Raw genomic sequence first — 25,584 nt, 5'->3', positions numbered from 1 at the left:
CCACAATCTGCTTGGTCCTGTCGCCTTCTTTACGAATTTCATCCAGATTTTTGTGCTCTGCCTATCCTGGCTGATTGTGCTGGCGGCGTTCTTTATTCTGGCGGTGCAGCTCTTTGTCGCCCTGATCGAATTCAAGCTGACATCACTCGCGGGCTTCGTACTGATCCCGTTTGCCCTGTTCAATCGCACCGCCTTTCTGGCGGAGAAGGTGCTGGGCAATGTCGTCTCGTCGGGTGTGAAGATCATGGTGCTGGCGGTGATCTCCGCCATCGCGTCTGTATTGTTCAAACAGTTCACCATCTCCTACGGCAGCGATGTTCCCACGATCGGGCAGTCTGTATCGGTGGTGCTGGCCTCGCTCGCGATTGTCGGCCTGTCCATCTATGGCGGCAGCATCGCCAATGGGCTGATCTCTGGCGCGCCCCAGCTTGGGGCAGGGGCTGCTGTCGGTACCGGTATGGCGGTGGGCGCCATGGGAGCGGCGGCGGTGGCTGGTGTTGGAGCCGTTGCCTCGGGTGGTGCGGCTGCACTGGGCGCGACCGCTGCTGCTGCACGCGGTGGAGCCGCGATCGCAGGGGCTGCCACGTCCGCCTATTCGGCCGGAGCGGCTGGCGCCTCTGGTGGCGCGGGCAGCATGGCCGCCGGGATCGGAGGTATGGGCCGGGCTGTCGGCGGGAATATCGCGAATGCCGCCAAAGGGGCGGCCTCGCGTGCAGGCTCATCTCTCAAGGAAAGCTACGCCGCTGGCGGACGCTGGGCTGCGCGTGGGATGGGGGGCGACAGTCCAACGGGCGATGGCGGTGACGGCAGTTCATCCGGTGGTGGTGGTGACCCCACGGGTAGCGGCCCTGCTGGCTCTGGTCCGTCTGGTCCCGATGGCGGTGGCAGTTCCGGTCCGACAACTGGCGGCGAGCCACCGCGCTGGGCACGGAACATGAAACGTCGCAATGCCGCAGCCCATGCGGCTGAAGCCGCCCATGTCATCCGCTCCGCCGATGGCGGGGGCGGGTCGGCGTCCATCGATCTCTCGGAGAAAGAATGATGTTCCGTCGCTCCACCACACGCTACGGGACCACGCCCGAGCCTGTCACCCCGTACCAGAAAGCAGCACAGATCTGGGACGAGCGCATCGGCTCCGCCCGCGTCCAGGCCCGCAACTGGCGGCTGATGGCCTTCAGCTCATTAGTCCTGTCCGCCGGACTTGGCGCGGGACTGATCTGGCAGTCCGCGCGCGGCACGATTGTGCCGTGGGTCGTGCAGGTCGATCGGCTGGGGCAGGCGCAGGTCGTCGCTCCGGCGACAGCGGGCTATACGCCTGCCGACCCGCAGATCACGTGGTATCTGGCGCAGTTCATTGGTGATGTCCGCGCTCTGTCGTCCGATGCCGTGGTGGTTCGGCACAACTGGCTGCGGGCCTACGATTTCACCACCACGTCCGGTGCTGTGGCGCTGAACGATTATGCCCGTCTCAACGATCCCTTCTCACGTATCGGGCATGAGCAGGTCGAGGTGGACATCGCCTCGGTGATCCGCGCCTCGCCCGGCAGTTTCCGTGTCGCCTGGACCGAGCGGCATTACCGCGATGGGGCTTTTGTGGGCACGGAGCGATGGACGGCCATCGTGTCCATCGTGCTGCGCACGCCGCGCGACGCCGATCATCTCCGTAAAAACCCGCTGGGTATCTACGTCTCCGCCATCAACTGGTCGAAGGAGCTGGGCCAATGATCCGTATGGTTATGCGCGCGTTTCCTGTGGTGCTGCTCGCCCTGTCCGCCTGCGCGGGACAGTATCATCCACCTGTCATCCGTTATGACGATGCCGCACGCGCAACGAGACTTCCCGATCCGCCGAAACCGGTGCAGGTCGTGGAAGTCCCGAGACCGCTTCCTTTGCCGGGGCAGCTCAAGCCGCTGCCGTCGCGACGTGTGATCCGTCCACCAGCGGAGGCTCCTGATCCCACCGCGCGCGTGACCCAGGCCAATCTGGCGGCGCGCATTCAACCTACGCGGGCCGGGTTCATCAATGCGGTGCAGGTCTATCCTTACAGTCCGGGCGCGCTCTATCAGGTCTACACCTCGCCCGGCGAGATCACCGACATCATGCTCCAGCAGGGCGAAAAGCTGGTGGGCACGGGGCCGGTCGCCGCCGGGGATACGGTACGCTGGATTATCGGGGATACCGAAAGCGGAGCAGGGGCGACCAAACGCATCCATATTCTGGTCAAACCCACGCGCCCGGATCTGACGACCAATCTGATCGTCAACACCGACCGGCGCACCTATCTGGCCGAACTGCGCTCCACGCCCACTACCTACATGGCGTCGGTGTCGTGGGACTATCCAGAAGATGACCTGATCGCCCTGCATCGGCAGGACAGCGCTGCCGATGACGAAACGCCCATTGAAACGGGCCTCACTCTCGATGCCCTGAATTTCCGTTACGCCATCCAGCCGGTCAAAGGCGGGACACCACCGTGGCTTCCCAGCCGCGCGTTCGATGATGGTCACAAGGTCTATATCGCCTTCCCATCGGGTATAGGGCAGGGGGAACTGCCGCCGCTGTTCGTACTGGGGGCCGATGGCGGCCCGGAACTGGTCAATTACCGGGTTCGGCAGAACTGGATGATCGTGGACCGACTGTTTGCCGCTGCCGAGCTGCGGCTGGGGGATAAACACTCCGAGCAGCGTGTGCGGATCGTGCGCACTGATGGCAGGAAGTCATGAGTGGGGAGACCTTAGCAGGCGAGGGTAATTCTGCCGCACCAGCCGTATCCCCACCGCCCGATCTGCGTTTGCGGGCGGAACGCCCGCGTGTAGTGCGGCTGTCACGCACCGTGGTCTGGTCGTTGGGAGGTGTCGCCATGATCGCGGTGGCGTTTGCTCTGGGCTACGCGCTGGAAAGCAGCCGTCAGACGGCTCCCCCGGCTGTCAGCCAGGATACGGATGCCCGCCCGTCCGCCGATGGTCTGGCCGGCCTGCCGTCCGATTATGTCGGCAACGGTGTGCCGAAGCTGGGACCAGCGCTGTCCGGTGATCTGGGGCATACCATTCTGAAAGCACAGGAGCAGGGAAGGGGGGCGTCCGGTGGCGATGATCGCCGCGCCGCGCAGGAGGTGGAGGCTGCGATCGCCAGCAAATTGTTTGTGCAGACGGGAGACCGGAACCGGGGCAACGAGCAGGCAACGCCACCCGCGTCGGGTGCGTCTGCCTCCCAGGCAAATCCGTCCCCTGCGACCGACGCACAGTCTGGCAACCGCGCCTTTCTGGCGGGACAGCCTGACCGGGCGACGACGAGCCCGGATCGCATCATACCGCCAGTTTCGCCCTATGTGCTTCAGGCCGGTACTGTCATCGTGGGCGCATTGAACACGAAAATCAGCTCCGACCTGCCGGGCCAGATTACCGGCCATGTGACCCAGAATGTCTATGACAGCCCCACCGGCCGCTTCCTGCTGATCCCGCAGGGGAGCCTGCTGTTCGGGGCCTATAACAGCGGCATTTCTTTCGGGCAGCAGCGCACCCAGATCATCTGGACCCGGCTGATCTTCCCGAATGGTGACAGCCTGGTGCTGGAGAAGCTGCCGGGTGGCGACGCCATCGGCCAGTCCGGCCTGTCCGATGAAGTGAACAACCACTGGGGGCAACTCTTCAAGGCCGCCATCGTGACCACGCTTCTGAGCGTTGGTTCCGAGGCCGGAACCAGCCAGAGCGAGAACAATCTGGCCCAGGCTATTCGCAGCGGGGCCAGCAATGGCTTCTCGATGGTTGGCAACCGGCTGATCGATCGCAGCCTCAACGTGCAGCCCACGCTCACCGATCGGCCGGGGTTGCCGTTCACGATCATACTGTCACGCGACCTGCCGCTTAAACCCTACAGGGCAAAAGACGATGGCCACTGACTCTCTGAAAATCACACGCTTGGCAGATGCCAGACCTGTCAGGCTGACCATGCAGTTGCCAGCGGATGTGTGGCGCGATCTCGAACTCTATGCCGTATTCATGTCCGAACCGGGAAAAGAGAAAATTCCTCTTGCGAACCTCGCCGGCGACATGATTGCCCGATTCATGGGCGAGGATCATGCGTTCCTTCGTCGGAAGAAGAAGGTGCTATCCGGCCAGAAGGACTGAAGGCACCAGACATTACGGTTCCAAAGTCGGAACGAAACCGCTATCCGGCCCGAATACGGTCTTCACAGTCTTCAAAAAGGCTCGCAATGCCGGACTGTTGTTGTAACGCGACCAGGCAGCGTGGAACGTGATAATCGTCGGGCAACCATGCAGCGTACGGAAAACAACTCCGGGAGCGTGCAGATCGCGCGTTCCCCGCATGACAAGCGCCAGCGCCCGGTTTCTCGCTACCGACAGCAACAATGTATCGCGTCCGGCACGCAGTTCCTCTACCCTTGGCGCCAACGATCCTTCGGTGAGCCAGGGGAGGAGGCGTTCCATCAGAGATGGTCCGATCCCTTCGGCTCGTACCAGGAAAGTGCGGCCTGCAACATCTTCACGGGTAAGGGTCGCTCGATGAGCCAGCGCATCATGGTCACTCAGGGCCACCATCATGTCTTCATGCCATAGGGCGCGGGACAGAATGATACCCCGCTCGTCAGGCGCCCATGGCGTTAGAGCGATATCGAGCTTGCGCTTGCGAAGGCAGCCCGCGAGATCATGCGGCGACATTTCCTCAGGTATCAGGAAAACGTCCGGACATGACAGGCTGAATTGTTCCATAAGCCGTGCCTGGGGGCCGGAGGTCGTGGCGGACTGAAGGGCAATATGCAGCACATTCGTGCGATGCACGTTTTCTCCCGTTGTCGCGGCCTGCGCGATCAGGCTCAGTGCGTGTTCCGCGAAATCGAGAAAGACATGGCCCTGGAGCGTTGGGCGGACGCCGCGCTGCCGGTCGAACAGACGATAGCCAAGTGTGTCCTCCAGTCTGCTGATCCGGGTGCTGACCGTAGAAGGCATCACATTCAGAGCCGAAGCTGCTTCACGAAAACTACCCAATTCAGCGACAGTCAAGGCTTCCGCAAGCGTGATGAGCGAAATTCGCCCAGAAACGAGGAAGCGGCGAAAGTTAGTCTGGTCTTGAAACATGGATGGCTCACGTTTGAACCGCTTTGGTGATTTATTCATGCGGGTCATTGTCAGCGATCGCTATGTGGATGTTCATGCACGGGGAAGCAGTAGATTCCCTTAGTGATTTGTAGCAAGGAGAGAGCGACCGAAGGCTTACGATGGGTCCCCACTCACTCTGCCATTCAAGCGCTCACCGCGGAGCGGATTGAATATTGTCAAACTGGACATGGGCATGACGATAGCGGCGAGTTTGCGGAACGCGCTGAAGCAGCTGTTCATCCAGCAATACGGCCAACAAGCGATGGGCTGTTGCCTTCGGCAGCATACATCGTTGGGACAATTCACGTAATTCCAGTCCGGCGGATCCAGCTTCTGATAGGACAGTCAGCAATCGCGCTGCTTTACGTACAGCGCTTATTGGATTATTCGCGTTTTTTTCGACTTCTACCATACGAAGTTCTCCAACTCACACACTACCGTGTTCACTGTCGCTAATTACCAGAGCCAAATAATCGCTGGCTCCTGCCCCAGCCTTGGCGCTACAGGCGATCAGACATCATCGGACGAAAAAGCATTTCTCTTGATCGGTGATCTTCAGCCGACTTGGTCATCTCCCTATTTGAGCGTACCTCCGGGTGTAGTTTTGCTCTTATTCAGATGCGCAGTCGTCTCTCTCCACCAGGGTGAGGATGCTCAAACGCCCCAGCCCAACCGCAGGCCTTTGCGGCGAAGGCTGCAGCCTGCGGCAGCGCATCTTCTATGGATGCGCCTTCGATCCGCGATGCAAGAAAGGCTGCAATGAATGCATCGCCAGCACCCATAGTGTCGACAAGGTTTGCCTTGACAATGCCTTGGCGAATTATCTTTGTTCCGGTGCTAAAAGCGGCTCCGCGTTCGCCTTGCGTAACGCAGACCATGGGGGCTCCCATGGAATGGATCTGGGTGATCAAAGCATCGGTCTCATCGTCGGACAAATCCGAGGCGGACAGAAACGCGACCGTCAGAAGTGGGCAGATAGCTCCCAGATATTCTGCGTCTCGACCGGTAGAAAAATCAAATGTGAGTCCTTGCGCAACCGTCCGGATACTGGGCAACTCCGGCTCAATATAGCTAAAGCACGATGAGTGCACATGCCCCATACGCGCGATTAGATCCAGATCCTCCTGATCCATGCGAAGCATTACACGCTTGCGAACTCCGCCTTTGTTGGATCTGACGAACACCCGGTCGCCATTAACCAGAGTTACCTCGGCCTTTCCGGTATCGCCGTGGGCGACCCGCAGAAGCGCGTCGGACAGGCCCTCGGCCAAGAGACAGGCTCGGACGTGGGCACCTTCCTCGTCATTACCCACAATGCCGATGTAGGCGCTGTTGGCCAGACCCGCTCGCCGCGCGAGAATTGCGACGTTTAATGCGTTTCCACCAGGATAATAGATGTCTTGATCTACGTAATAATCAACGACATTATCGCCTATGCCGATGAGTCCGGGTGTCAGTTCAGTAACCGAAGACATTGTTTGCAAATTCCGGGCTTTAAGGTCGTTGCGCTCGCCGTACTTAGGATGTCTTTGAGACTCTCAACCTTCAGAGTGCATTGATACGCATATTATATCGAAACCGATTGTAGGCGCAGGGCAGACAAAGGTTGTTTGCCTGCCCTGCCTCCAGAAATCAGTATTCCATCTGCCACATATACCGGCGAACCGTGAGAGGGTGACCCCGCGAGGCCCCCAGTTTTTCGGCATAGATGCGCAGGAAGGGTGAAAAGACCAAGGGCGTAAGATACTCGGATACGGAATCAGGAAGTGCGGCAAGCCCCAGTTCCTGAGCGTCCAAGACGGTCATGCATTTGCTGTACTTTTTGGCGAATGCCAGCGCGCGTTCATCCATCGTTCGTGACGGTCCAAGCCCGATAAGCTGGATGAACGGCACGTCGAAGTCCGTAATTTCGAAGGGGCCGTGGAAATATTCGCCTGCGTGGATAGCGGCCGAGTTGATCCACTGCATTTCCTGGAGGATGCAAATGGCAAAAGAATAGGCGACGCCGTAATTCGCACCTGAAGCCATCGTATAGATGAGCGGTGCGCGCTTGTGAGCCTCAGCAAATGCAGCGATGTCCGTCTTGCGGTCCTGCGCGATCTTGTCGACGAGCGCAGGCAGCTTTGCCAGCGCCTCGGTTAGCGCGGGCACCTTGCTGTTACCCTCACGTGCTTCGAGGATGCCGAATGTAAGCCGCGTCAGAACTGCAGCGGAGTGCACGGGCGACATGGTCTGGGGTGAATGCACATAGGAGACCGTATATTCGGACGCTTCGTCGAGCGGACTGCCAAGATCATGGGTGAGAGAGATGGTAAGGGCACCGGCCGCGCGGGCGATCTTGACCGCTTCGACGGTCTCTGGCGTAGTTCCGGAATGCGAACAAGCGATTACGATCGAGCTTTTGCCGAGACGCTTTGGTGCGCAGGCCTTGAATTCGGCGGCGTTGAGTGCATGTCCGACGATTGCGACCGCTTCTCTTTCGACGATGTACTGGTTCGGAAGCATGTGCGCATACGAACCGCCGCACGCGACGAAGAAAATCTCCCTCACTGCATCCCGAGCGGCAACGGCGCTCAATGCGGTCGAAATTTGAGCGTCAGTTTGATTCGATGTCATCTCGTTTCCTCAATTTAGTGAGTGAGTTGCGCACGCATAGGTCTGAAACTGCCAACGGGTTGGCGCGAAACGCTGCCAACAACCCAAACCGGAAACCGGTCGTGTTTCGGTATATACCAATAGAAAATTTGGAGTCAACCAATTAAACCGCGAAACTCAGAAGGTGCGGGTGACTTCATACCGTATGGTCTATATATGCCGACGAGCATGACTGATTGAGGAGAAGCTGATTGAGCGAATCTGAGAATATCGTATGGATGGATGAAGCAATGCCTGCTTACAGGCAGATCCAACTCTATCTGGAGGAACTTCTGGCAGGGCCGGATTACGGTCCAGGCGACCGCATTCCGTCTGAACGTGTCCTTGCCGAAAGGCTGGGTCGTAATCGCATGACTGTGCGGAAGGCAATCGACGGCCTCGTCGCTAAAGGATTACTGGAACGGAACAGCACGAGTGGGACTCGTGTCCCCATTCCTCGGCTCACACGGCCGGTCGACAGCGTTTCGCTTATGCAAGGGATGCGTCGCGTTATCCAGGCTGGTGGCGGGACGGCACACAGCAAGCTGCTTCACTTCGAACAGAAGCGTGCTTCTGCCAGGGTTGCGGCATCCCTGGATCTTGAGGAAGGCGCTGAAATAGTTTTGGTGCGTCGCCTGTGGACGGCGGATGAAACACCGGTCTGCATCGAAACGACGCATTTGCCTCTTGCGCTGGTGCCCGATTTGGCCGCTCAGGATCTTATGGATGGTGGATCGCTCTATGAATTGCTCCACGATCGTTACGGCGTGGAAGAAATTTATGGTGAACGGAAAATTGGTGTTGCTAATTCCACGGAGCTTGAAGGGCAGTTGCTAGGCCTTGAGCCAGGCACGCCATGTTTATTGCTTGAGCTGCGTGCCACTGACAAGAACGGTCGGCCCATTGAGTTTACGCGGTCGGTCAACCATCCGGGTTTGGTCGTTTTCAGAACCTCGCGGACTGACATGACGGCGGGTCCAAACGCGTGATCTTTTGATTCTCAAGCCAGCGATTAGCGAAACGCGGCCGGCTCGTCGAATATCGGAATATACCAATATCGGGATAATTTAGAATCTTCTTGCCTTTGGTACACTCCAGATCCATAGTTCCCCAATCGAATTGGTTGCCCATCTGCGATGAATGGTGGCTGGATCAGAGCTCTGAAGGGACTCCTTCTTGGTAAGATGATTCCCCTCCGCTGTTCGGTGCCTGCATGAGCTCATAACTCATGCACGCCATCCAAGGTCGCAGCGTTGGTTTCTATTCGGTGCGTGATCTTAAAGAGGCACTGACAGATGAGACTCGAAGGTAAGACTGCAGTTATAACGGGTGCTGGACGGGGTATCGGACGTGCGACCGCCCTTGAGCTGGCCAAGGAAGGCGCAAATATCGTTTTGGCGGCGCCTGAGCTCGACCAGATCGAGAGTGTTGCCGCCGAAATCAGAGCGCTCGGACGGCAAGCGCTGCCGGTGCAGACTGATATTCAGTATAAGACGCAGATTGAGGCGATGGCGAAAGCTGCAATTGAGCGCTTCGGGTCGGTTGAGATCCTCGTCAATAATGGTGGCGTCGCCATTCACAATGCAATTCCGAACATTAAGGAGAAAGACTGGGACTGGATGATGGCCATCAATCTGCGGGGCACCTTCCTTTGCACGCAGGCTTTCTTCCAGCATATGTGCGATCGCAAAGAAGGCCATATTGTCAACGTCGTCTCACGGGCAGGGAAGGCTGGTTCTGCCAAATTTGGGGCCTATGTCGCGTCGAAGTTCGGAACGCTTGGGTTTACACAGGTGACCGATGCAGAAGGCCTTGAATTCAATGTGAAGGCAACAGCTGTTTGCCCCGGGGCGGCTGCCACCCAGCAGCGTGCGGAAAATCATGTCGACGACGAATCTCACCTGCTGCAGCCCCAGGACATCGCTGAATACATATCTTTCATCGTGACCCGGCCTGCCCGCGTTTACATAGATGAAGTTAGCCTGGTTCCACAGGCCATGAAACCAAAGCCCAAGCCCAGCTACTTGAAGCCAGGCATCTAAGAGGCACGGTATCAAGCGGTAGTGCAGGGATATTGTTAACGGACGTCGATGGAGACATCGAGAATATCCAGATACATCCCGCCCCTGCGCTGCTGATCGACAGAATGTCCGAGACGCTAGAGAATAGCCAATGATCCCGTTCGAGAATGCGCCATCAACTCAATTTCAACGGCGCGTAGCCATTAGTGCCGCGGGCGGGCAATTTTCGGACGGTTATTCGCTTGGCATTATTGCCATCGCGCTGGATCTGGCAAAACAACCTCTTGGACTCACCAGTTGGTGGTTTGGTGCGATAGGTGCAGCCTCCCTATTCGGGCTCTTCCTCGGTAGCCTCGTCTCAGGGTCATTGTCGGACCGTTTCGGACGACGCCCAGTGTTCACATGGGGGATGTTGATTTTTACACTTATCGCTGCCCTGCAATATTTTTCTAGTTCAGCATATGAACTTTTTGTATGGCGCTTTCTCCTCGGTGTGGCACTTGGTGCCGACTATGTCTCTTGCAAGGCGATGGTCACAGAATATGCGTCCGCCTCAAGGCGAGGTCCCCTTCTGAGCATAATGGGTATCGCATGGGCTGCCGGCTACCTATGCTCGTTCCTTGCAGGTTATTTTATTCAGGCCGGAGCCGGGGATGCGTGGCGGATGGCGCTCTTGAGCTCTGCTCTCCCAGCGCTTGCAACGTTTGCGCTTCGCTATGGCATACCGGAATCTCCTCAATGGCTTGCACGGAGGGGACGAGGAGACGAAGCGCAGGCGATCGTCGTCAAGTGTATTGGCCAAAATGTTGGGTTGCCCGTAGCGGTTTCACCGCATAGCGCGAAGTTGGTGGGATACGGTAATCTCTTCAAGCAGCCACTCCTAAAAAACCTTGTTGTGGGATGTTTTTTTCATACATCTCAGGTCGTCCCTTTTTTTGCGTTGGGGACCTTTTTGCCAATTATATTGTCTCATCTCGGGGTGAAAGATATCTACTTCGGGTCGATTATCTATAATGTTCTGATGATGATCGGTGCAGTGGCAGGTTGGTATGTAATTGACCGTCTTCCTCGGCGCACATTTCTTGTCCAGGGCTTTCTCCTCACTGCCGCTTTACTTGGGTTCCTTATCGTCTGGCGAACAGCTCCCTCTTACGTCACCGTGCTCGTCTTTGCGGTCCTCGGCTTCGTTATGGCCGGTGCCGGCATTCTTCAATTTGTATACCCGCCGGAACTTTTTCCGACCGAGTTGCGGGCGCGCGGTGTAGGTTTCGAAATCGCATGTAGTCGTATTGGTTCAGCAATCAGCACCTTCCTGCTCCCTGTCGTGGTCGATCTCTACGGGATCTATGCCTCGCTTGGGGCGTGTATGGCACTCTCCGTGTTAGCAGCAATCATCTGTCAGATCTGGGCACCCGAAACTCTTCGGAGGAATCTTGTGTAGAGGCACATGGTAAATGCATGCATGTCATTTGTAAGAACCTGACTGCGAAACGAATACAGTTTTGCGATTGTAAATAAGTCACGTATTCGAAACAAGGGCGTTTCGGTCCAATAGTAAGTCGCAGACATAGACCCAAGGCGACAGCCGGGTAGCTCCCTTCGTCATGGGCTTATGACACGTATTGTCTTCACTTATTGCTGATATCCGCAATTTTCAAAGATACGATGTTATAAAGTCTGAATCACTTTTATTATATCATAGTGTTAAAACTGCTAGAAAATTTCACAGATTTTCCGAGGCGGTATAGTTGAATTCCGTAATTCACGTGCTGCAATTCCCGCCACTCAGTATCAGCCACGCTGTATTATGCTTGTGCCCGGCTCTTTGGACTGCGTTCCAAACTCCTTCGCTACAGTCACGAAATGAGGCTCTCGCAAGCCGGATAGCATATATAATACCACTTCCGTCTGCCTTGTCTTCCCACTGGGCGTAGCCGATCGAGCAGGGGCAGTCCTACAAAAGTGTGCTGTTTTAGTAGTGTAATTTCTCGATTCGGCTGGAGATTCGTCCTCAATCAACCTGCGCCAACATTGCTCAGAGGTGTACGACGGATATCAGGTTCTCGCACGACTTATCCTGCGACTTCTCTGAACATGGACGGTGCGTCACGCCTCTCTGAGTGACTGTGCTGGACGTCTTGTTCGTTCCGTCACGTTTAAAAACGTCTGTTAAAACGTTGGATAAATGAAGCAGTTATCCGTATTCGTTCCATATGGTGGAATTCTCGAACCATTTCGCGAAAATGAGTTGACGTCGGCATCAACCTCAAACACGTTTCGTATTGACATCGTTACGATAGATTCAAAAGCTATTTTGAAGCGACTGCCGTGGACCGTCGTGTTATCCTCTGCCGGAGAGAAAGTATGCGTTCGATAATCTGTAAGTCCTCACCTTCATGTCGTAGAAAGGTTGGGTGGAGACAGATGTTGCTGTTGATGCCACTTCTTTCTCCCGCAGTCGTTTCGTCGGCTTTGGCAGCGCCTTCGCAGGTAATAGAGAATAGAAAGAAGATTTCTTCAACTAGTGGAAATTCGTACAGTGTGTCCACGAAACAGAGCGTGCTATCCGCTAGTAAGTTGCGACGTCAGCCTGCTGGAGAGGAGGAGCAGGTCATTGTAACCGGTACGCGCGACCCTCATCAGACTGCTCGAAATAGTGTGAGCCCGGTTGTTGTTCTTTCAGCGAAGCAGTTGCAGCAAACTGGGCAAGCCGATCTGCGAGATGCGCTGATCCAGATGGCGCCGTCAATGACACGCTCCTCCATGAACGTTGGTACCGGCAACCTCACAGATGCAATTCAGCTCCGAGGCTTGACGCCAAACCAGACGCTTGTTTTGGTAAACGGAAAGCGGCGCCATGCCTCATCAGTCATTACGGATGCCTCGGGTCCGCAGCAAGGAGCAGTACCCGTAGATATCGACATGATACCTGTTTCTGCAGTTGATCACGTGGAGATTCTTCAGGACGGGGCCGCGGCGCAGTATGGTTCAGACGCGATTGCCGGCGTTGTGAATATCATCCTTAAGCATTCTAGTCGTGAACTGACCATGCAGGCAATCAACGGTGGATATTACGCTGGCGACGGCTTCACTTCGGGTGAATCCCTGAACTGGGGCACGAGTTTGGGAGGGCGGGGTTTCTTTGATCTAAGTGCCGAATACAAACACATGGATCATACCGACCGCGGAGGTATTGATAACCGTACCGGTGAACATACCAATCTTTTTCTCGGAAATGCTCAGCAGAACCGAGAGACTATTTCCTATAACATGGGGTATGACATTACGGACAACATCCAGCTCTATTCTTTTGCAACTTTTGGTCATGTCAACTCAGAGAGCTTTCAGAATTACCGCCTGCCGAGCGTTTTGCCGGAAGTCTATCCCACGGGCTTTTCCCCACAGCTGACAATGGACCAGAACGATTACAGCTTCACAGCTGGATTGAAGGGAACGCATTTCGGCTGGGACTGGGACGTGAGTACGACTTATGGTGGCAACGTTGCCGATGTTGGATTGTTTGAATCAGCCAATCCCGATCTCTATGCTGCGACAGGACACACGCCGACACGATTTTCGCTGATGTCATTCAATGACACTCAATGGACCACAGATGCCGGTATCCGAAGAGGATTTGATGTTCCAGTACTGGCGGGGCCATTGAATTTTTCGCTCGGTGCGCAGTATCGTTATGACACCTATCAGGTTGGGGCTGGCGAACCAGCATCTTATTACGGAGGTGGATCCGCAGCCTCTACGGGTCTAAATCCGTCGTCAGCGTCGAAGAGCAACCGTGATGTCACGGCGGGTTATCTGAATTTATCCACCGAGCTGCTCAAAGGATGGCAGTTCGATCTGGCAGGTCGTATCGAGCACTATACAGATGCCGGAAATACAGAAACCGGAAAGGCATCTACGCGATACGATGTGAATAAATGGTTCGCCTTGCGTGGAACAGTTGCGAATGGCTTCCGGGCGCCAACGCTTGCGGAAGAGCACTATGCCAATCTGGCTGTCTCACCGACCGGCGCTTCGGGTATTCTTGCCGGAGATTCCGAATCAGCTATCCTGCTCGGCTCGAAGCGGCTGCGGCCTGAGACGTCGATGAATTATTCTGCGGGGATTGTGCTGAATCCGATCGAGCGGATGCATATCACAATCGACGCTTATCAGATATCTCTCCATCATCGTATCACGCTTGGCGGTGTCTATAACGGTCAGCAGGCGATCGACGCACTTGATGCGGGTGGGTTCGGGTTGCCGAGTGGGTTGATTCCGGATGACGTAACGGCACAATATTTTGCTAATACCGCGAACACGCGGACCCGTGGAATTGATATTTCTGGTAATTATGTTACGCCGTTTGGAGAATTTGGCACGGTAACGTGGGATGCAGCAATCAATTTAAATAGGACGACTATTACTTCGGTTGCAAACGATCAGAACGGAAACCCGCTTTTGAACGCCCTTTATCGAGGGTATCTGGATAGTTATACTCCACGAAACAAGGAAATCATCGGCCTTACGTGGCAAAAAGGTAAATGGTCGGTTGGGATACACGAAATTCGGTATGGAAAAGTTACGTCGCAGCAACAGTATGTGACGGGTCCTTACGCGTATTCGAATTCGGTTTATCTGCCGTTCAACAACCGTCCAAAGGAGCAAACAAACCTGCTCGTTTCGTACCAAGTCACGCCGTCCTGGCGTGTCGCGCTCGGGGCGAACAATCTGTTCAACGCGAAACAGAGACGAGTTCCTTATGAAACAAATTATCTTGGTACGAGCCGCTACAACTATGATGTGCAGCAGATCGGATTTAATGGTGGATATTACTATCTGCAGATCAATTATCGTATGCCGTAATGGTGACTGATATCGGTTGTAGTAACGGATTTACGGTAAAAGGGGCTGCAGTTTGTTCAGGGATTGTCTTAAGACGCTGGGTAAAGGCTCGGCCAAGGGTGGTAAGCTTGGGATACGGGTCGCGGACTGAAGGTAATCAAGGAGGCATGAATATCCAGTTGTAAGCGATCGCAGATAAACATGAGGTTATACTCAATCTCTTCATAACTGACGGCTGTGATTGGTAATTTCGTCGGCTGCTCCAGAATTCTCATAGAGTATAATTAACGCCGGCCACCCCATCTATGACGTCGACGGGTTGGGGAACGTTTTGATGAGAAACGGAATAAAATCCGCCGTGATGGACTTCGGATAATGGGCAACCGGCTAGAGACCTGGTGCGTGTCAAAATATGCCGCAGCAGATACAACATTTTGTGCCGCTCGTGATTTACGCCATGTTGTAACTATTACACAAGAGGCTAGAGAAAAATGGATTTCTCGAAGCTCATAGGTCAGTTTGGGTCAGGTGAAACATGATCAAGATGGGAGCATTGTAATGGTCCACGCTGAGATTCTTATTCGGAGAAAGTTGGGTTATTTAGGGAGAAATTATTCTTTTCATATTTTTTTAAGAAAATCCTCTAAATAAAACGGAAATGGTTCAGAAAAATGCTTCGATTCAGTGATGATGTGCTGGTTGGGACGAAGGTGCCGTATGAGTAAAGAGTTATTTCCCGGTAAATATTTTGACGCGCTTCTTTTTGATATGGATGGCACAGTCCTAACCTCAATTGTTGCTGCGGAGCGAGTTTGGAGCGCGTGGGGGGCAAAACATGGTGTCGATGTGAAGCGCATGTTGAAGATGATGCATGGCGTTCGCGCAGTTGAGACCGTTCGGGCACAGAACTTGGTGGGTATTGATCCGGAGGCAGAAGCAAAATGGATCAATGATCAAGAAATTGAAGATGTTGACGGTGTCGATGCAGTGCCTGGCGTCATTAGGTTTCTTAATAGTTTGCCGGAAGACCGGTGGTGCATTGTGACATCAGCGCCAAGGACATTGGCATTACATCGACTTCGGGTTGCACACATCCCTGTCCCACGCGTTCTCATTACCGCTGAAGACGTCGAGAGAGGAAAGCCCGTACCCGATTGTTTTATTCTCGGCGCCAATGAGCTTGGTTTTGAAGCTGCGAACTGTTGTGTTTTTGAAGACGCATATGCAGGCATACGGGCCGCACGAGCGGCCGGTTCTGAAGTAGTTATTGTTTCGTATACACATAAGAATACGTTGGATAATAATTTGGTGAGTATACACGATTACGAGAAACTTTCTGTTGATAAATTTAGAGATGGAAGGTTAACACTGTTGAAACACGCTATTACGGATGCCTGATCGTCTTCTTCCCCGCCAGCTACCGCCCAGCCACCGTTATGTTCTGGCTATGATTGCTGACCCTGGCGCATCGAGATTGAGCATGACGTCGACGCTTCGAAATACCGTCCCCTGCGCTACGACCGGATCAGGGCGCTGCGCGAACAGCTGGCGGCTGATATCGCGAAACTGAGGGAGCAGGCGGAGCACGCAGATGCCACAGACAGCGATCCGCAGGCATTGCCGGAAGAGCTTGCCCGACGGGAAACACTTAAAGCGAAGCTGGACGAAGCCTGCGCGCGGCTGGAAGCCGATGCGAAGGCGCAGGCCGAGGCGGCGCGCCCGGCATACGGGAAAAAGAAGGCGGTGTATGACGCAACAACAGGGCGTCGCGGCCGGGCGCCCAAACCGCCTGATGATGAACCACCACCCGACCGGCAGATCAGTCTGACCGATCCCGACGGCCGCCTCATGCGGCGTTCGGACGCCCATGAGTTCCGGCAGGCTTACAAGGCCCGGGCCGCGGTCTGCGCCGAAGGAAGTCAGCTGATCGTGACAACCGACGTTGTCGCCACGTCAGCGGACGCGCCCTCCTTTGCCGGCACCGTGCTGTCGATGGAAAACACGATCGGTCTCCCAAAGACAGTGCTCGCCGACACCGGTTACGCCAGCGGGCAGGCGGTCCGGGACCTGCGGAAAAAAGGCATCGATCCGCTGGTCGCCATCGGACGGCCTCGCGCCCGCAGGCCATATGATTTCCGGCCACTTCCTGAAAACAGGGAGCCACGCCGGATACCAACGATCCGCGTAAGTTGACGGTGCTGTGCTGCGCTTTCAACGACGCGCCTGGCGCGGACCCGATGAAGCTGATGAAGCGCATCGTGGGACTGGGCTCTGACGCGATTGAGCAGCACAGGATCGTGCTTCTGGTGCTACCGCAAGGCAATCAGGCGATGAAGGTCATCGACGATTCCGGTGAGCTGCCGGAATCGGTCGAGCATGGCTATACGATCCGCGCGTCGCAGGTCGAGGACAGTCTAACGCCTTCAAGCCCTCTCTCGATGGCTCGATCGAGTTCTGGTCGGACCTTGACGCGCGCTATGGGCGGGGCAAGGGCTATCGGGACGACATCGCGGATATGGTCGAGAGCTGGTTCGAAAGCACGCCGGCGCTCGACGAGGCCCGCAAACGTGTCGAGCCGACAATCCCGTCAGCACAACCAGGGAAGGTTGCGGTGGGTTGGCTTTTCTGTATCGTCTTTCCATGCAGACCAAAGATCGACTCATTCAATATGGCATATCGGAAGCGATAGCTGATAAAGCTGTGAAGGCCGGTCTAACAGCGTCCAAGATTCGACAGCTATCGCTCGTAGATCTGCGGACGAAGTTCGGACTTACAATGCCAGAGGCTAAAGAGGTGAAGCGATGTATTGCTCGGCAACCCATCGATGGCAGTACGCTTGATCTATTACTTGATCGAAACAACCACACCTGCTGCGTTTGCAAGGGCACTAAGGGTGGAGGCATCATCGTCCATCACATTCAGCCTTACGAGGTTGGGCAGAACAATCGCTATCAAAATTTAGCCGTCCTTTGTCCCAATGATCACGATCGTGCTCATACGAGCGGAGGGCTCAGCATGAGCCTGACGGAAGAGCAGATTCATAAAGCGAAGACTAGCTGGGAGAAACAGGTCGAGCTGACAAATGCGCAGGTCGCGGCAAGAGCGATCAACGTTGTCAATGAAGCAATCGATTATGTGAATGTGACGCGCATCGAAGAGATGTGTGGCAGCAGATTCGGGAAAATACCCGACACAACCATTGCATCCTATCTGAAGAGTATACGAATTTTAGCTCAGAATGGTCGCTTTGATGAAGCTTATGTCCGGAAAAATTTGTCAAATGGAGGCTACCTAATTTGACTACATAAACAGTTCAGAATCGGAGCATTATCGTCAGCTTTTAGAGAAACTCTCACAACATATAAGATTTGAAGATTTGTCCGAAGCAGCGCGAAGCGGAATTCGACGATTGAAGCCACTTGAAGGTGAATACGCCTATTTTATTGGCGGTGTACGGAGTAAGCGTCCCAAGATGCCCATAACCGTGTCATCACCGCCTATCGTGTTCACTCACCAAACTAAAAAAGTTCGTATCCGATGGGATGGTGACCCAAACTATTTACAATCTACGTCAGCCATCTCTCGACAGGGGCGGCTGAATAATTACATCGTCTATTGCTTCGTTCGAACTGTTGAGAAGGCCTGACCTTGCCCCCTGAAATGCCCTCGCATTGAAGTAAGGTCTGTCCACTGGAGACAGACAATGAAGAAAGCGCGATTTACGCAGGACCAGATTATCGGGATCCTGAAAGAGCATCAGGCGGGCGCTACGGCTGCGGATCTGTGCCGCAAGCACGGGATCAGTGACGCGACCTTCTACACCTGGCGGTCGAAATACGGCGGGATGGAGGTGTCGGAAGCGCGGCGGCTCAAGGCTCTTGAAGAAGAGAACGCGAAGCTGAAGCGGCTTCTGGCGGAGAGCGTGATGGACGTCTCGACGCTGAAGGAACTACTGGCAAAAAACTCGTGACGCCCGGTTTGCGGCGGGAAGCCGTAACCTGGGCGATCCGGGAGAAAGAGTATTCGCAGCGACGGGCCAGCCGGCTGATCGGCATGGACCCGAAGACCTGGCGCTATGCGTCACGCCGCCCGGATGATGCCGCAGCGCGCGGGCGGCTGCGCGAACTGGCTCAGGAGCGACGGCGATTTGGCTACCGGCGACTGCATATCCTGCTCGGCCGGGAAGGAATGGCGAAGAACCACAAGAAGCTGTTCCGGCTGTATCACGAGGAAGGGCTGTCGGTCCGCAAGCGTGGCGGCCGGAAACGGGCGATGGGCACACGCTCGCCGATGATGCTGCCCGACGCGCCGAACCAGCGCTGGAGCCTGGATTTCGTCTCGGATGCATTGAACAACGGACGGCGCTTCCGGGTGCTGACGGTGGTGGACGACTACACGCGCGAATGTCTGGCGCTGGTGGCGGACACCTCGTTGTCAGGCGAACGCCTCGGTCGTGAACTCGACCGGATCGGCGAGCATCGCGGCTGGCCGCTGATGATCGTTAGCGACAATGGCACCGAGATGACGTCGAACGCGATCCTGGCCTGGCAGCAGAAGCGATCGGTGCTGTGGCACTATATCGCACCGGGCAAGCCGCAGCAGAACGGGTTCGTCGAGAGCTTCAACGGCCGGTTCCGCGATGAATGCCTCAATGAGCATCTGCTCCGTAACATCGCCCACGCTCGGACGGTCATCGAGGACTGGCGGGCCGACTACAACGCCGTCAGGCCTCACACCAGCCTCAATGGCATGCCCCCAGAGGCTTTCGCTCAACACGCCACCAAGGCATATAGCAACGCACAGACCCTAACTTAAATCCGTGGGCATGTTCGGGGCAGGGTCAGGCCGCAGACAAGATTGTCGATGTAACGGCGAGCCCTCTGCTGATCGCTCAGCCTAAAAAGAGGGTCGACCGGACTCCCCCCAATCCACTGGCGGAATCATTGGGATGGTGAAAATAACCTTGATGAGGAAGACGATTGATATTCCGATCAGGAAAGGCGCGAAAATCTTGGCTCGACGTTCAAGGCAATAGCCGACTTTATGCCAGTTTCGATGCCGGAACCGTATGACTGCTGGATGGGCATAACGCAATGCCTGCGTGATTGCACGCTTAGAGCTATCTCTTTAGTTCAATCCATAAAATTGAAGTAACAGGGATGACTATTCCAGGCACTGTAGAGATGATAGCCGTCCCAGTAGTGGATTCGACCATCGTTGATCGATCGCTTTGCGCGCCAGACATTTTCCGATTGAAAGAGATCAATGGTGGTTGGATCGAGGTCTGGAACGTGACTTCCTACTTGGCCGTGGCCGTCATGCGTGAATACAGCTGCGCGTAGGCCCATGAGCAGTGCAGCGTGCTTAGTCTCCTTCAGCACTAAAGCGAACCAGTTATCGGTGATGTTCCAGCCGCCTGAGGAGTGGACAATCAAGCCTCTCTCTCCTCGAGCCGCAGCGTAGATCAACTGTATGACACGATCGCGAGCCACTAGCGAGGCTCGGTCGGCGATTACGCCGGCTTTTGCGGTGGCGCACCATTGTAACACTTCCTTGGCGGCAGCCAGTTGCATGAAGCCGTCTGTTCGTGCTGCCCAGCGCCGCGGCGCCGGCGCGTAATTGGAGGTTGTCACGAATAGCGCTTTGTCAGCTTGATCAAGTTGGGCGGCACCGTAGAGCGCCTGCACCTCAGGCAGTTTGATCGGACGATCCCCCCTATACCGTTTCGCCTGGACGAAGGTTAGAACATCTCCGAGGGGCGAGCGCTGTACAAGACGTAGGTCTATGCCTTCATCGCCTTTTCCCGGCCCGAGTAAGGCCTCGAAGCCTTGATTCTGAAACAAGCGGAAAAGCAGTATCTCAAACTCGCGCCAATCGAGATGCTGGAGGCGCTCGGGTTGTTTAGAGAACTGTTCATAGAGTTCGTGATAGACGTCGGCGGTGTCCTCGGTTATCAGGCTACAGACCCATTGCCAATGAAAGTAGTCTTCGAAGGCAGATCGAAGTTCGGGATCGGTTGGATAGAAGTAGACCGTCGATCCGTCATTGTTCTCGTATTCGTAGCCTAGGCTATCAATGAGGTTGCTGAAGGCTGATTCATGGCCTTCTGCATCTTCTCCGCTCAGAACTCCATAAAGTTCGCCGCCGAGGTAGAGCAGGGTTACGACCGGTGGACTGCCCGGCTCGCCGCCGTTGTGGGCCAGATAGTTCCTGAAGCCGCAGTCGAACCACAGGTCACGCTCGACTGCCCACTGCTTGATCGTTTGTTCGAGCACGCGGATCTTCTGCTCGAGTTCGGTATCCGTCCAACGTTTAACCGCTGGCGCCGCCGTGGTCATAACGTCACGATCGGGCAGGGATGCCCGCCTGCATCTAATACCGCTTTCAGCGCAATAACACGGCTCCTTGGCGCAGCGATCGCCAACAACCGCTCGGCGCGCGACGCAGCGACATAGATTTTTCGCGCTTCCTCGACCTGCTTGGCGCTGGAGGTCCTGCCGTGCAGGACATCGAGGATGTCGCCCGCCGTGCTGGTGGTAAGGACCACGCAGACGGCTGGGAATTCAAGACCTTTTACGGCGTGGATCGCTTTAGCGGGTAACGTCGTCGGCGACACTTCTGCCAATATAGCGGCAAGCTGGCTGTTCGACCGCAATCGCTGACCAATAGTGGAGGTCCCTACGAGGTTTACAGCGAGTAGTCTGCGTGCCCGCTGTAGCCAATGGTCTGCTGTCTCTCCCGCCAAGACCTTTAGGGCTTGACCCACGGCGATAATTTCGGGACGCCAGCGTCCGTCGTGCAGACCGTGAGTGGTTAGATGGGTTGCATAGGCACCCACGCCCGGAATCGCCCCCCGTACAAGCAGTACGGCTTTATGCAAGCGAACCAATGCCTCACGACGATTGCCGGCAGTGAAGGCTAAGTGGAACCCCATCACGGCCTCAGCCAAGAGCAGCGTCTTGTCATTGCCGGCGTCGGGCATGACAGAACCAACCGCGTTCTTTGCGCTGGCCCAGGTAGCCGCTAGGACAGGCGCCTGTCCTAGCGGAATGCCTAGGCTCGCCGCAAAGGTCTGAAACTGCGTACCGATCGTTGCGGGAACACGCGCGCCTCCATAAGCCAAGATATAGACGGGCGTGGTCTCATTCTTGAAGCGTCCGATAGGGATATCGACGGCACCGCGCGAAGCCGGTGGGCGCAGTTGAGAGATGGCTGCGCAGATCGCCGGCGATGAGCGAAAGTTGCCGCTCATACGTAACTGATCGGCGCTATCGAACGTGTCCGCAAACTCCAGAAGTTCGTCCGTCAGACCGCCACGAAAGGCGTAGATCGCTTGGTTCGGATCGCAGACAATTTTGACTTTGATGCCCGCCTCTCGTAGCCAATCAATGATCTTCAGATCGGCCGGATTGCAGTCCTGCGCCTCGTCGACTACTATCTCCTGAAATCGGCCTGACAGCGCCGCGCCCAAGCGTTTCGAAAAGATCAGATCGGCAAGGCGATTGGCGACACAGTTGCGCACATCCTCGAAGTCGAGGAGTCCGTTCGATAGCGCTCGGGCAATCAGCTTACGCGCCAGGGCTTCCCAAGCGCCGGGACCGTTCTTAGGTGCGAAGCCTGTGTTCGTTGCCTTGGCGGGAAGGAAAGTCCCTGTCGTTCTGTCAAAATGTTTCAGCTTCAGAGGTTGAGCACCATTAAAGGGTTTAACTTCCCACTCGGATTTGTCGGGAACGAGCCTCAGCGCTTGGTCGCATCCCTCGGCACCGAATGGCGAGATAAGAAACTGCCAAAGAAAACGATCAAATGTGCCAATAAAGTTAGGAAAGAGCGGAGACGGAAGGATGCCTAAGTGGCGCAATCGGGCCTCAAGCTCTTCGACCGCAGCGTTTGTGAAGGATAGGAAGGCGACGCCGCGCCGGTCCGACGGTGTTGCGAGGATATGACGGGCGCGTTCAACCATCGTGCGCGTCTTTCCCGCGCCGGGACAGGCGCGGACGAAGGCATGACCGTCATGGCTGATGATTGCCTCTTGTTCGGGTGTCGGCTGGTATACTGTAGCAATCACACCACTACCCCACGGATGGCCTTTTCAATGTAGGTAGGAACGACAAAAGGATGCTCTTTTTTCTCGATCAAGTCCGCAAGGACCTGAGCAAAGTCACCCTTGCGAGCGCTCTTGAATATTTCTTGAATTTCCTCAGCTCGCTCATCGCCCGACAGTGCGGCTGCCTTGTCCCATTTCTTTTTCGACCGGGGGTGGAGCTTGAGATAGGCCGCACGTAGGATGGCATCGTTGCCAGCCTCTAACAGCTCACTTTCCAGCGAGTAGCGGGACGTGATCACTTCCAAGAAAGCGGATGCCCTATTCGTCACCGCCAGTTTGTCTAAGGCGCGTTTGCGTCGCTCTCCAGGAATCAGGATTTCATCTTTCGGCTTCGCGGCGACATCGTCTTCCGCGTCAGCGGTGTCAATATCTGTCTCCACTTTCCCGTCTTCGCTTTCACAGTCGTCGCCTTCGTCGTCTTCATCACCACCACCTTGGCCGACCCCGTGATCGCCATCTGTCATAACTACAACGCGTTCGGCGATCCGTGCCTCATTGACGGCGCTTGTTAGGAGATTGACGTAGGGCGTGAAATCAACGCCGTCGATCGGCACAAACACTGCCGATCGGAAGAGCCGAAGTTTTTCGGGCTCGTTCTTAAGTGTATGATGTTCGGCGATTACTGGCAGCAGCAAGGTTTCAGCGATGCCCTCCAAGAGGAGTACTCTTCCGCCGAACAGCAAGGCCGCCTTAGTGACGTCAAGATAGCGGTCAATTTTACGTCGTTCGAAGTCTTGCAACGCGATCTGTGCCAGCGGAATACAGCGAGTTGAGCGTCGTAAAGCTGCAGCCGCCACGGTGGCGACGAAACCGTCGACGGGGGCATCCGGGTCACACTTGCCTTCGGCGATACCGGTTTCGATCACTGCGGCATCGGCTGCTGCGGAGGGGTTGGCTCCCTCCGGATCTTCTTTCGTCGCCGAAGGTTGCGGGACGACCGACTTGAAAACGACGAGTTGTTTGCAGCCTACCCAAGCCGATAGATTGGGCGAGTGGCTGGCAACTACGATCTGAATCTGTCCAGCCGGCCCAGTCGTTTGTGTGTCTACATTAGACTGTGTGGCCTGATCTTTAAGGAAGGCAAGGACCGCTGCTTGCAATTGGGGATGCAGATGCGCCTCTGGTTCTTCGACAAGGAATAGAGTGAGATCGGCATTGCGCACTTTCTCTAACTCTACGGCTATCGTCGCCATAAAGAGGAGGTTCGCGTATCCGTGGCCTGAATAGCGCAAGTCTTCGGGATGAATGCCATGATCTGCCAGCTTGAACCGTAGATCACGTGCGATGTCGATCAAGGCTTCGTGGGTTGCAAACCCCAGCGCCGCCGCCTGCGGGCGAACACCAGCAGTGAGAGCCGTAAGGCCTTTGCCCACGGCCTCGTCCACCTTATTGAGCACTGTGTGATCGGTCTTACGCGCCAGATCGCTTGCCAAATCTGCCGCCGAGGTCTCCCCTAGGAAGTGATTCAGTAGTGCCATGATACGAGTTGGGTTGCCAGACGCCAAGGCACGCTTCGCGTCGCGAAGCGGTGGCAAATAGACGTGCCGTACCATGTCATGACAGCCCGGCTCCGGCAAATTTCCGGGTTTCCCAGCCCAGAGATTTGGCCGGGAACCAATTCCACCGCTATAGCGAAGCCCGAACCGTGCCTCGGATAGAGTTGCATCTGTACTCGCCGAGATTAGTCGGCCCTGTTGGCCGACGGTTAGATCATTAAAGACAGCTTCGAGCTCAAATCCGACACTTGAGCTCTGAAAGCGTACATCTGTTGGCTCGCAATAGATTTCACGTCGACCGCCCATAGGCTGAGTAATGAGTCGGATAGCGTCGATCGCGTTGCTTTTGCCGCCATTGTTCTCGCCAACAAAGACCGTCAAGTCCTTCTGTAGTTCAACTTCGCCCGCATCAAACGACCGAAAATTCTTTAGCGTGATCGTTTTCAGAAACATGGCATCTCCCTATGCTAGGATTATTTCATCGGAACCGTGGCATTGCAATGTCGCCTTGGGGTCATCATTGACCACTCATAGAAGCGGCTTTAGGCTCAGGACTTGTCTTATGAAATCCGGGTCGCTGTATGTGCGATAAAGGCAGCAGTCAGGAGGTGGCCACCTCCTCACTGATGGAGAGAGCGGGTCGGGTCAGGACAGGCCATGATGGGCCGCGAATGAGTATGACCGCCTCTTCTTTTCCTCGGGCCTGAACGGATACCTGGGAGAAAATCCCGGATGACAAGCATAGGACAATGGGAAATGGCACAGACATGCGCAAAGCTGGAGAGTAATGCCGTTGTTGTTGGCATTGACGTTTCCAAGGATCATCTTGATGCCGCTCAATATCCATCTGGTGACCTGATCCAGACTTCCAACGATACGAAAGGCCTCAGAACGCTTCTACGGTGGATTGGCAGGCAACGTGCTGTACATGTTGTCTTCGAGGCGACCGGCCCTTTCCATCGTCAACTAAGGCCGGCATCCCATTCTCACGGATCAATCCGTGGCACGCAAGAAAGTTTGCTGAAGCAACCGGAAAGCTTGCAAAAACGGATCAGGTAGATGCCGTGATGCTGGCCAGGATGGGGGCACTTCTCGAACCCAGGACGTCTGATATCTGCAACGAGCAACAGTCTGCGCTCCAGGAACTGGCAGCTGCACGACGAAATCTGATCCGTGACGGGACAGCCCTGCTCAATCGCCAGCAAAACCTGCAGCTCAGTCTTCTGAAACGTCTGACACGCTATAGACTTCGTCAGATAGCGGACATGAAAGTGTGAGCGCAGCGATCGTATCTGGTTGCAACACGTCGCCAGTCCTTCAGTTTTGCGAACATGTTTTCGATCAGATGGCGCTTTTTATACAGATGCCAG

The 25,584-nt window shown here is 55.6% G+C and carries 20 protein-coding genes and 2 pseudogenes; 14 read left to right on the top strand and 8 right to left on the bottom strand.

Annotated elements, in window-relative coordinates; translation table 11 throughout:
* From HK28_RS06910 to HK28_RS06890, 5 genes are all read left to right on the top strand, one after another.
* A partial coding sequence (locus HK28_RS06910) for a type IV secretion system protein (RefSeq protein ID WP_086643870.1) occupies positions 1-1,042 on the top strand: 1,042 nt, incomplete at its 5' end.
* Positions 1,042-1,725 carry a conjugal transfer protein TrbF gene (gene trbF, locus HK28_RS06905; protein ID WP_086643872.1) on the top strand — a complete coding sequence of 228 codons (684 nt, stop codon included), beginning with the start codon at positions 1,042-1,044 and terminating at the stop codon, positions 1,723-1,725. The genes HK28_RS06910 and trbF, both read left to right, overlap by 1 nt.
* Positions 1,722-2,723, top strand: coding sequence for a P-type conjugative transfer protein TrbG (trbG, locus tag HK28_RS06900; protein WP_086643869.1), 1,002 nt, complete (start codon positions 1,722-1,724; stop codon positions 2,721-2,723). Before trbF ends, trbG begins: the two co-directional genes overlap by 4 nt.
* Complete coding sequence (locus HK28_RS06895) at positions 2,720-3,898, top strand: TrbI/VirB10 family protein (protein WP_086643868.1); 1,179 nt, start codon at positions 2,720-2,722, stop codon at positions 3,896-3,898. The genes trbG and HK28_RS06895 overlap by 4 nt, the downstream gene beginning before the upstream one ends.
* A complete protein-coding gene (locus HK28_RS06890; RefSeq protein ID WP_086643867.1) occupies positions 3,888-4,127 on the top strand; it encodes a DUF2274 domain-containing protein in 240 nt (79 codons plus the stop codon). Before HK28_RS06895 ends, HK28_RS06890 begins: the two co-directional genes overlap by 11 nt.
* 12 nt (positions 4,128-4,139) lie before the next feature.
* Here the strand turns inward: HK28_RS06890 and HK28_RS06885 are convergent, their stop codons facing one another.
* The 4 genes from HK28_RS06885 to HK28_RS06870 form a co-directional block, all read right to left on the bottom strand.
* Positions 4,140-5,096 carry a LysR family transcriptional regulator gene (locus tag HK28_RS06885; RefSeq protein ID WP_158093414.1) on the bottom strand — a complete coding sequence of 319 codons (957 nt, stop codon included), beginning with the start codon at positions 5,094-5,096 and terminating at the stop codon, positions 4,140-4,142.
* 172 nt (positions 5,097-5,268) lie between these two features.
* Positions 5,269-5,529, bottom strand: coding sequence for a helix-turn-helix domain-containing protein (locus HK28_RS06880; RefSeq protein WP_086643865.1), 261 nt, complete (start codon positions 5,527-5,529; stop codon positions 5,269-5,271).
* Between the two features lie 202 nt (positions 5,530-5,731).
* Positions 5,732-6,592, bottom strand: a complete 861-nt coding sequence (locus HK28_RS06875) for a PfkB family carbohydrate kinase (RefSeq protein ID WP_086643864.1) — start codon at positions 6,590-6,592, stop codon at positions 5,732-5,734.
* A gap of 157 nt (positions 6,593-6,749) precedes the next feature.
* On the bottom strand, positions 6,750-7,667 hold the full coding sequence (locus tag HK28_RS06870) for an SIS domain-containing protein (protein WP_198945827.1): 918 nt from the start codon (positions 7,665-7,667) through the stop codon (positions 6,750-6,752).
* 296 nt (positions 7,668-7,963) lie between these two features.
* Here HK28_RS06870 and HK28_RS06865 point away from each other — a divergent pair, with 296 nt between their 5' ends.
* The 8 genes and pseudogenes from HK28_RS06865 to HK28_RS06830 all read left to right on the top strand — a co-directional run bounded on the left by HK28_RS06865 (position 7,964) and on the right by HK28_RS06830 (position 19,429).
* Positions 7,964-8,740 carry a GntR family transcriptional regulator gene (locus tag HK28_RS06865; RefSeq protein ID WP_086643862.1) on the top strand — a complete coding sequence of 259 codons (777 nt, stop codon included), beginning with the start codon at positions 7,964-7,966 and terminating at the stop codon, positions 8,738-8,740.
* A 306-nt stretch (positions 8,741-9,046) separates the two neighbouring features.
* Positions 9,047-9,793, top strand: a complete 747-nt coding sequence (locus HK28_RS06860) for an SDR family oxidoreductase (RefSeq protein WP_086643861.1) — start codon at positions 9,047-9,049, stop codon at positions 9,791-9,793.
* A 130-nt stretch (positions 9,794-9,923) separates the two neighbouring features.
* Positions 9,924-11,213, top strand: coding sequence for an MFS transporter (locus tag HK28_RS06855; protein WP_086643860.1), 1,290 nt, complete (start codon positions 9,924-9,926; stop codon positions 11,211-11,213).
* A 983-nt stretch (positions 11,214-12,196) separates the two neighbouring features.
* Complete coding sequence (locus tag HK28_RS06850) at positions 12,197-14,635, top strand: TonB-dependent siderophore receptor (protein ID WP_086643859.1); 2,439 nt, start codon at positions 12,197-12,199, stop codon at positions 14,633-14,635.
* 696 nt (positions 14,636-15,331) lie between these two features.
* Complete coding sequence (locus tag HK28_RS06845) at positions 15,332-16,012, top strand: HAD-IA family hydrolase (protein WP_086643858.1); 681 nt, start codon at positions 15,332-15,334, stop codon at positions 16,010-16,012.
* Positions 16,013-16,096: 84 nt separating this feature from the next.
* Positions 16,097-16,786: pseudogene (locus HK28_RS06840) on the top strand (transposase); the annotation flags it as partial.
* 444 nt (positions 16,787-17,230) lie between these two features.
* Positions 17,231-17,914 (top strand): HNH endonuclease signature motif containing protein, encoded by a 684-nt coding sequence (locus HK28_RS06835; protein ID WP_143217351.1) that lies wholly within the window; start codon positions 17,231-17,233, stop codon positions 17,912-17,914.
* 403 nt (positions 17,915-18,317) lie between these two features.
* A protein-coding gene (locus HK28_RS06830) for an IS3 family transposase (RefSeq protein WP_143217350.1) occupies positions 18,318-19,429 on the top strand; the annotation gives its coding sequence in 2 pieces (ribosomal slippage) (positions 18,318-18,570 and positions 18,570-19,429; 1,113 coding nt in all).
* Positions 19,430-19,746: 317 nt separating this feature from the next.
* On the opposite strand, the gene HK28_RS06825 is transcribed toward HK28_RS06830, so the two are convergent.
* The 3 genes from HK28_RS06825 to HK28_RS06815 are packed head-to-tail and all read right to left on the bottom strand — an operon-like array spanning position 19,747 to position 24,667.
* Positions 19,747-20,952: a restriction endonuclease gene (locus HK28_RS06825; protein WP_086643856.1), complete on the bottom strand. Its 1,206-nt coding sequence runs from the start codon at positions 20,950-20,952 to the stop codon at positions 19,747-19,749.
* Positions 20,949-22,679 carry a UvrD-helicase domain-containing protein gene (locus HK28_RS06820; protein ID WP_198945826.1) on the bottom strand — a complete coding sequence of 577 codons (1,731 nt, stop codon included), beginning with the start codon at positions 22,677-22,679 and terminating at the stop codon, positions 20,949-20,951. The genes HK28_RS06825 and HK28_RS06820 overlap by 4 nt, the downstream gene beginning before the upstream one ends.
* Positions 22,676-24,667: an ATP-dependent endonuclease gene (locus tag HK28_RS06815; protein ID WP_086643855.1), complete on the bottom strand. Its 1,992-nt coding sequence runs from the start codon at positions 24,665-24,667 to the stop codon at positions 22,676-22,678. The genes HK28_RS06820 and HK28_RS06815 overlap by 4 nt, the downstream gene beginning before the upstream one ends.
* Before the next feature lie 449 nt (positions 24,668-25,116).
* Between HK28_RS06815 and HK28_RS14485 the strand changes: the two genes are divergently transcribed.
* Complete coding sequence (locus HK28_RS14485) at positions 25,117-25,491, top strand: transposase (protein WP_086643854.1); 375 nt, start codon at positions 25,117-25,119, stop codon at positions 25,489-25,491.
* Here the strand turns inward: HK28_RS14485 and HK28_RS13750 are convergent.
* Positions 25,467-25,584: pseudogene (locus HK28_RS13750) on the bottom strand (IS5/IS1182 family transposase); the annotation flags it as partial. The gene HK28_RS14485 and the pseudogene HK28_RS13750 overlap by 25 nt on opposite strands.

This window comes from Acetobacter sp. DsW_063 (assembly GCF_002153745.1).
GTDB lineage: Bacteria > Pseudomonadota > Alphaproteobacteria > Acetobacterales > Acetobacteraceae > Acetobacter.
Note: the sequence above shows the minus strand (reverse complement) of the source record. Positions and strands in the feature narration are given on the sequence as shown.

Coding starts and splice junctions, on each gene's coding strand:
- trbF (WP_086643872.1), top strand. CDS start 1,042: ATGTTCCGTCGCTCCACCACACGCTACGGGACCACGCCCGAGCCTGTC.
- trbG (WP_086643869.1), top strand. CDS start 1,722: ATGATCCGTATGGTTATGCGCGCGTTTCCTGTGGTGCTGCTCGCCCTG.
- HK28_RS06895 (WP_086643868.1), top strand. CDS start 2,720: ATGAGTGGGGAGACCTTAGCAGGCGAGGGTAATTCTGCCGCACCAGCC.
- HK28_RS06890 (WP_086643867.1), top strand. CDS start 3,888: ATGGCCACTGACTCTCTGAAAATCACACGCTTGGCAGATGCCAGACCT.
- HK28_RS06885 (WP_158093414.1), bottom strand. CDS start 5,096: ATGTTTCAAGACCAGACTAACTTTCGCCGCTTCCTCGTTTCTGGGCGA.
- HK28_RS06880 (WP_086643865.1), bottom strand. CDS start 5,529: ATGGTAGAAGTCGAAAAAAACGCGAATAATCCAATAAGCGCTGTACGT.
- HK28_RS06875 (WP_086643864.1), bottom strand. CDS start 6,592: ATGTCTTCGGTTACTGAACTGACACCCGGACTCATCGGCATAGGCGAT.
- HK28_RS06860 (WP_086643861.1), top strand. CDS start 9,047: ATGAGACTCGAAGGTAAGACTGCAGTTATAACGGGTGCTGGACGGGGT.
- HK28_RS06855 (WP_086643860.1), top strand. CDS start 9,924: ATGATCCCGTTCGAGAATGCGCCATCAACTCAATTTCAACGGCGCGTA.
- HK28_RS06850 (WP_086643859.1), top strand. CDS start 12,197: ATGTTGCTGTTGATGCCACTTCTTTCTCCCGCAGTCGTTTCGTCGGCT.
- HK28_RS06845 (WP_086643858.1), top strand. CDS start 15,332: ATGAGTAAAGAGTTATTTCCCGGTAAATATTTTGACGCGCTTCTTTTT.
- HK28_RS06825 (WP_086643856.1), bottom strand. CDS start 20,952: ATGACCACGGCGGCGCCAGCGGTTAAACGTTGGACGGATACCGAACTC.
- HK28_RS06815 (WP_086643855.1), bottom strand. CDS start 24,667: ATGTTTCTGAAAACGATCACGCTAAAGAATTTTCGGTCGTTTGATGCG.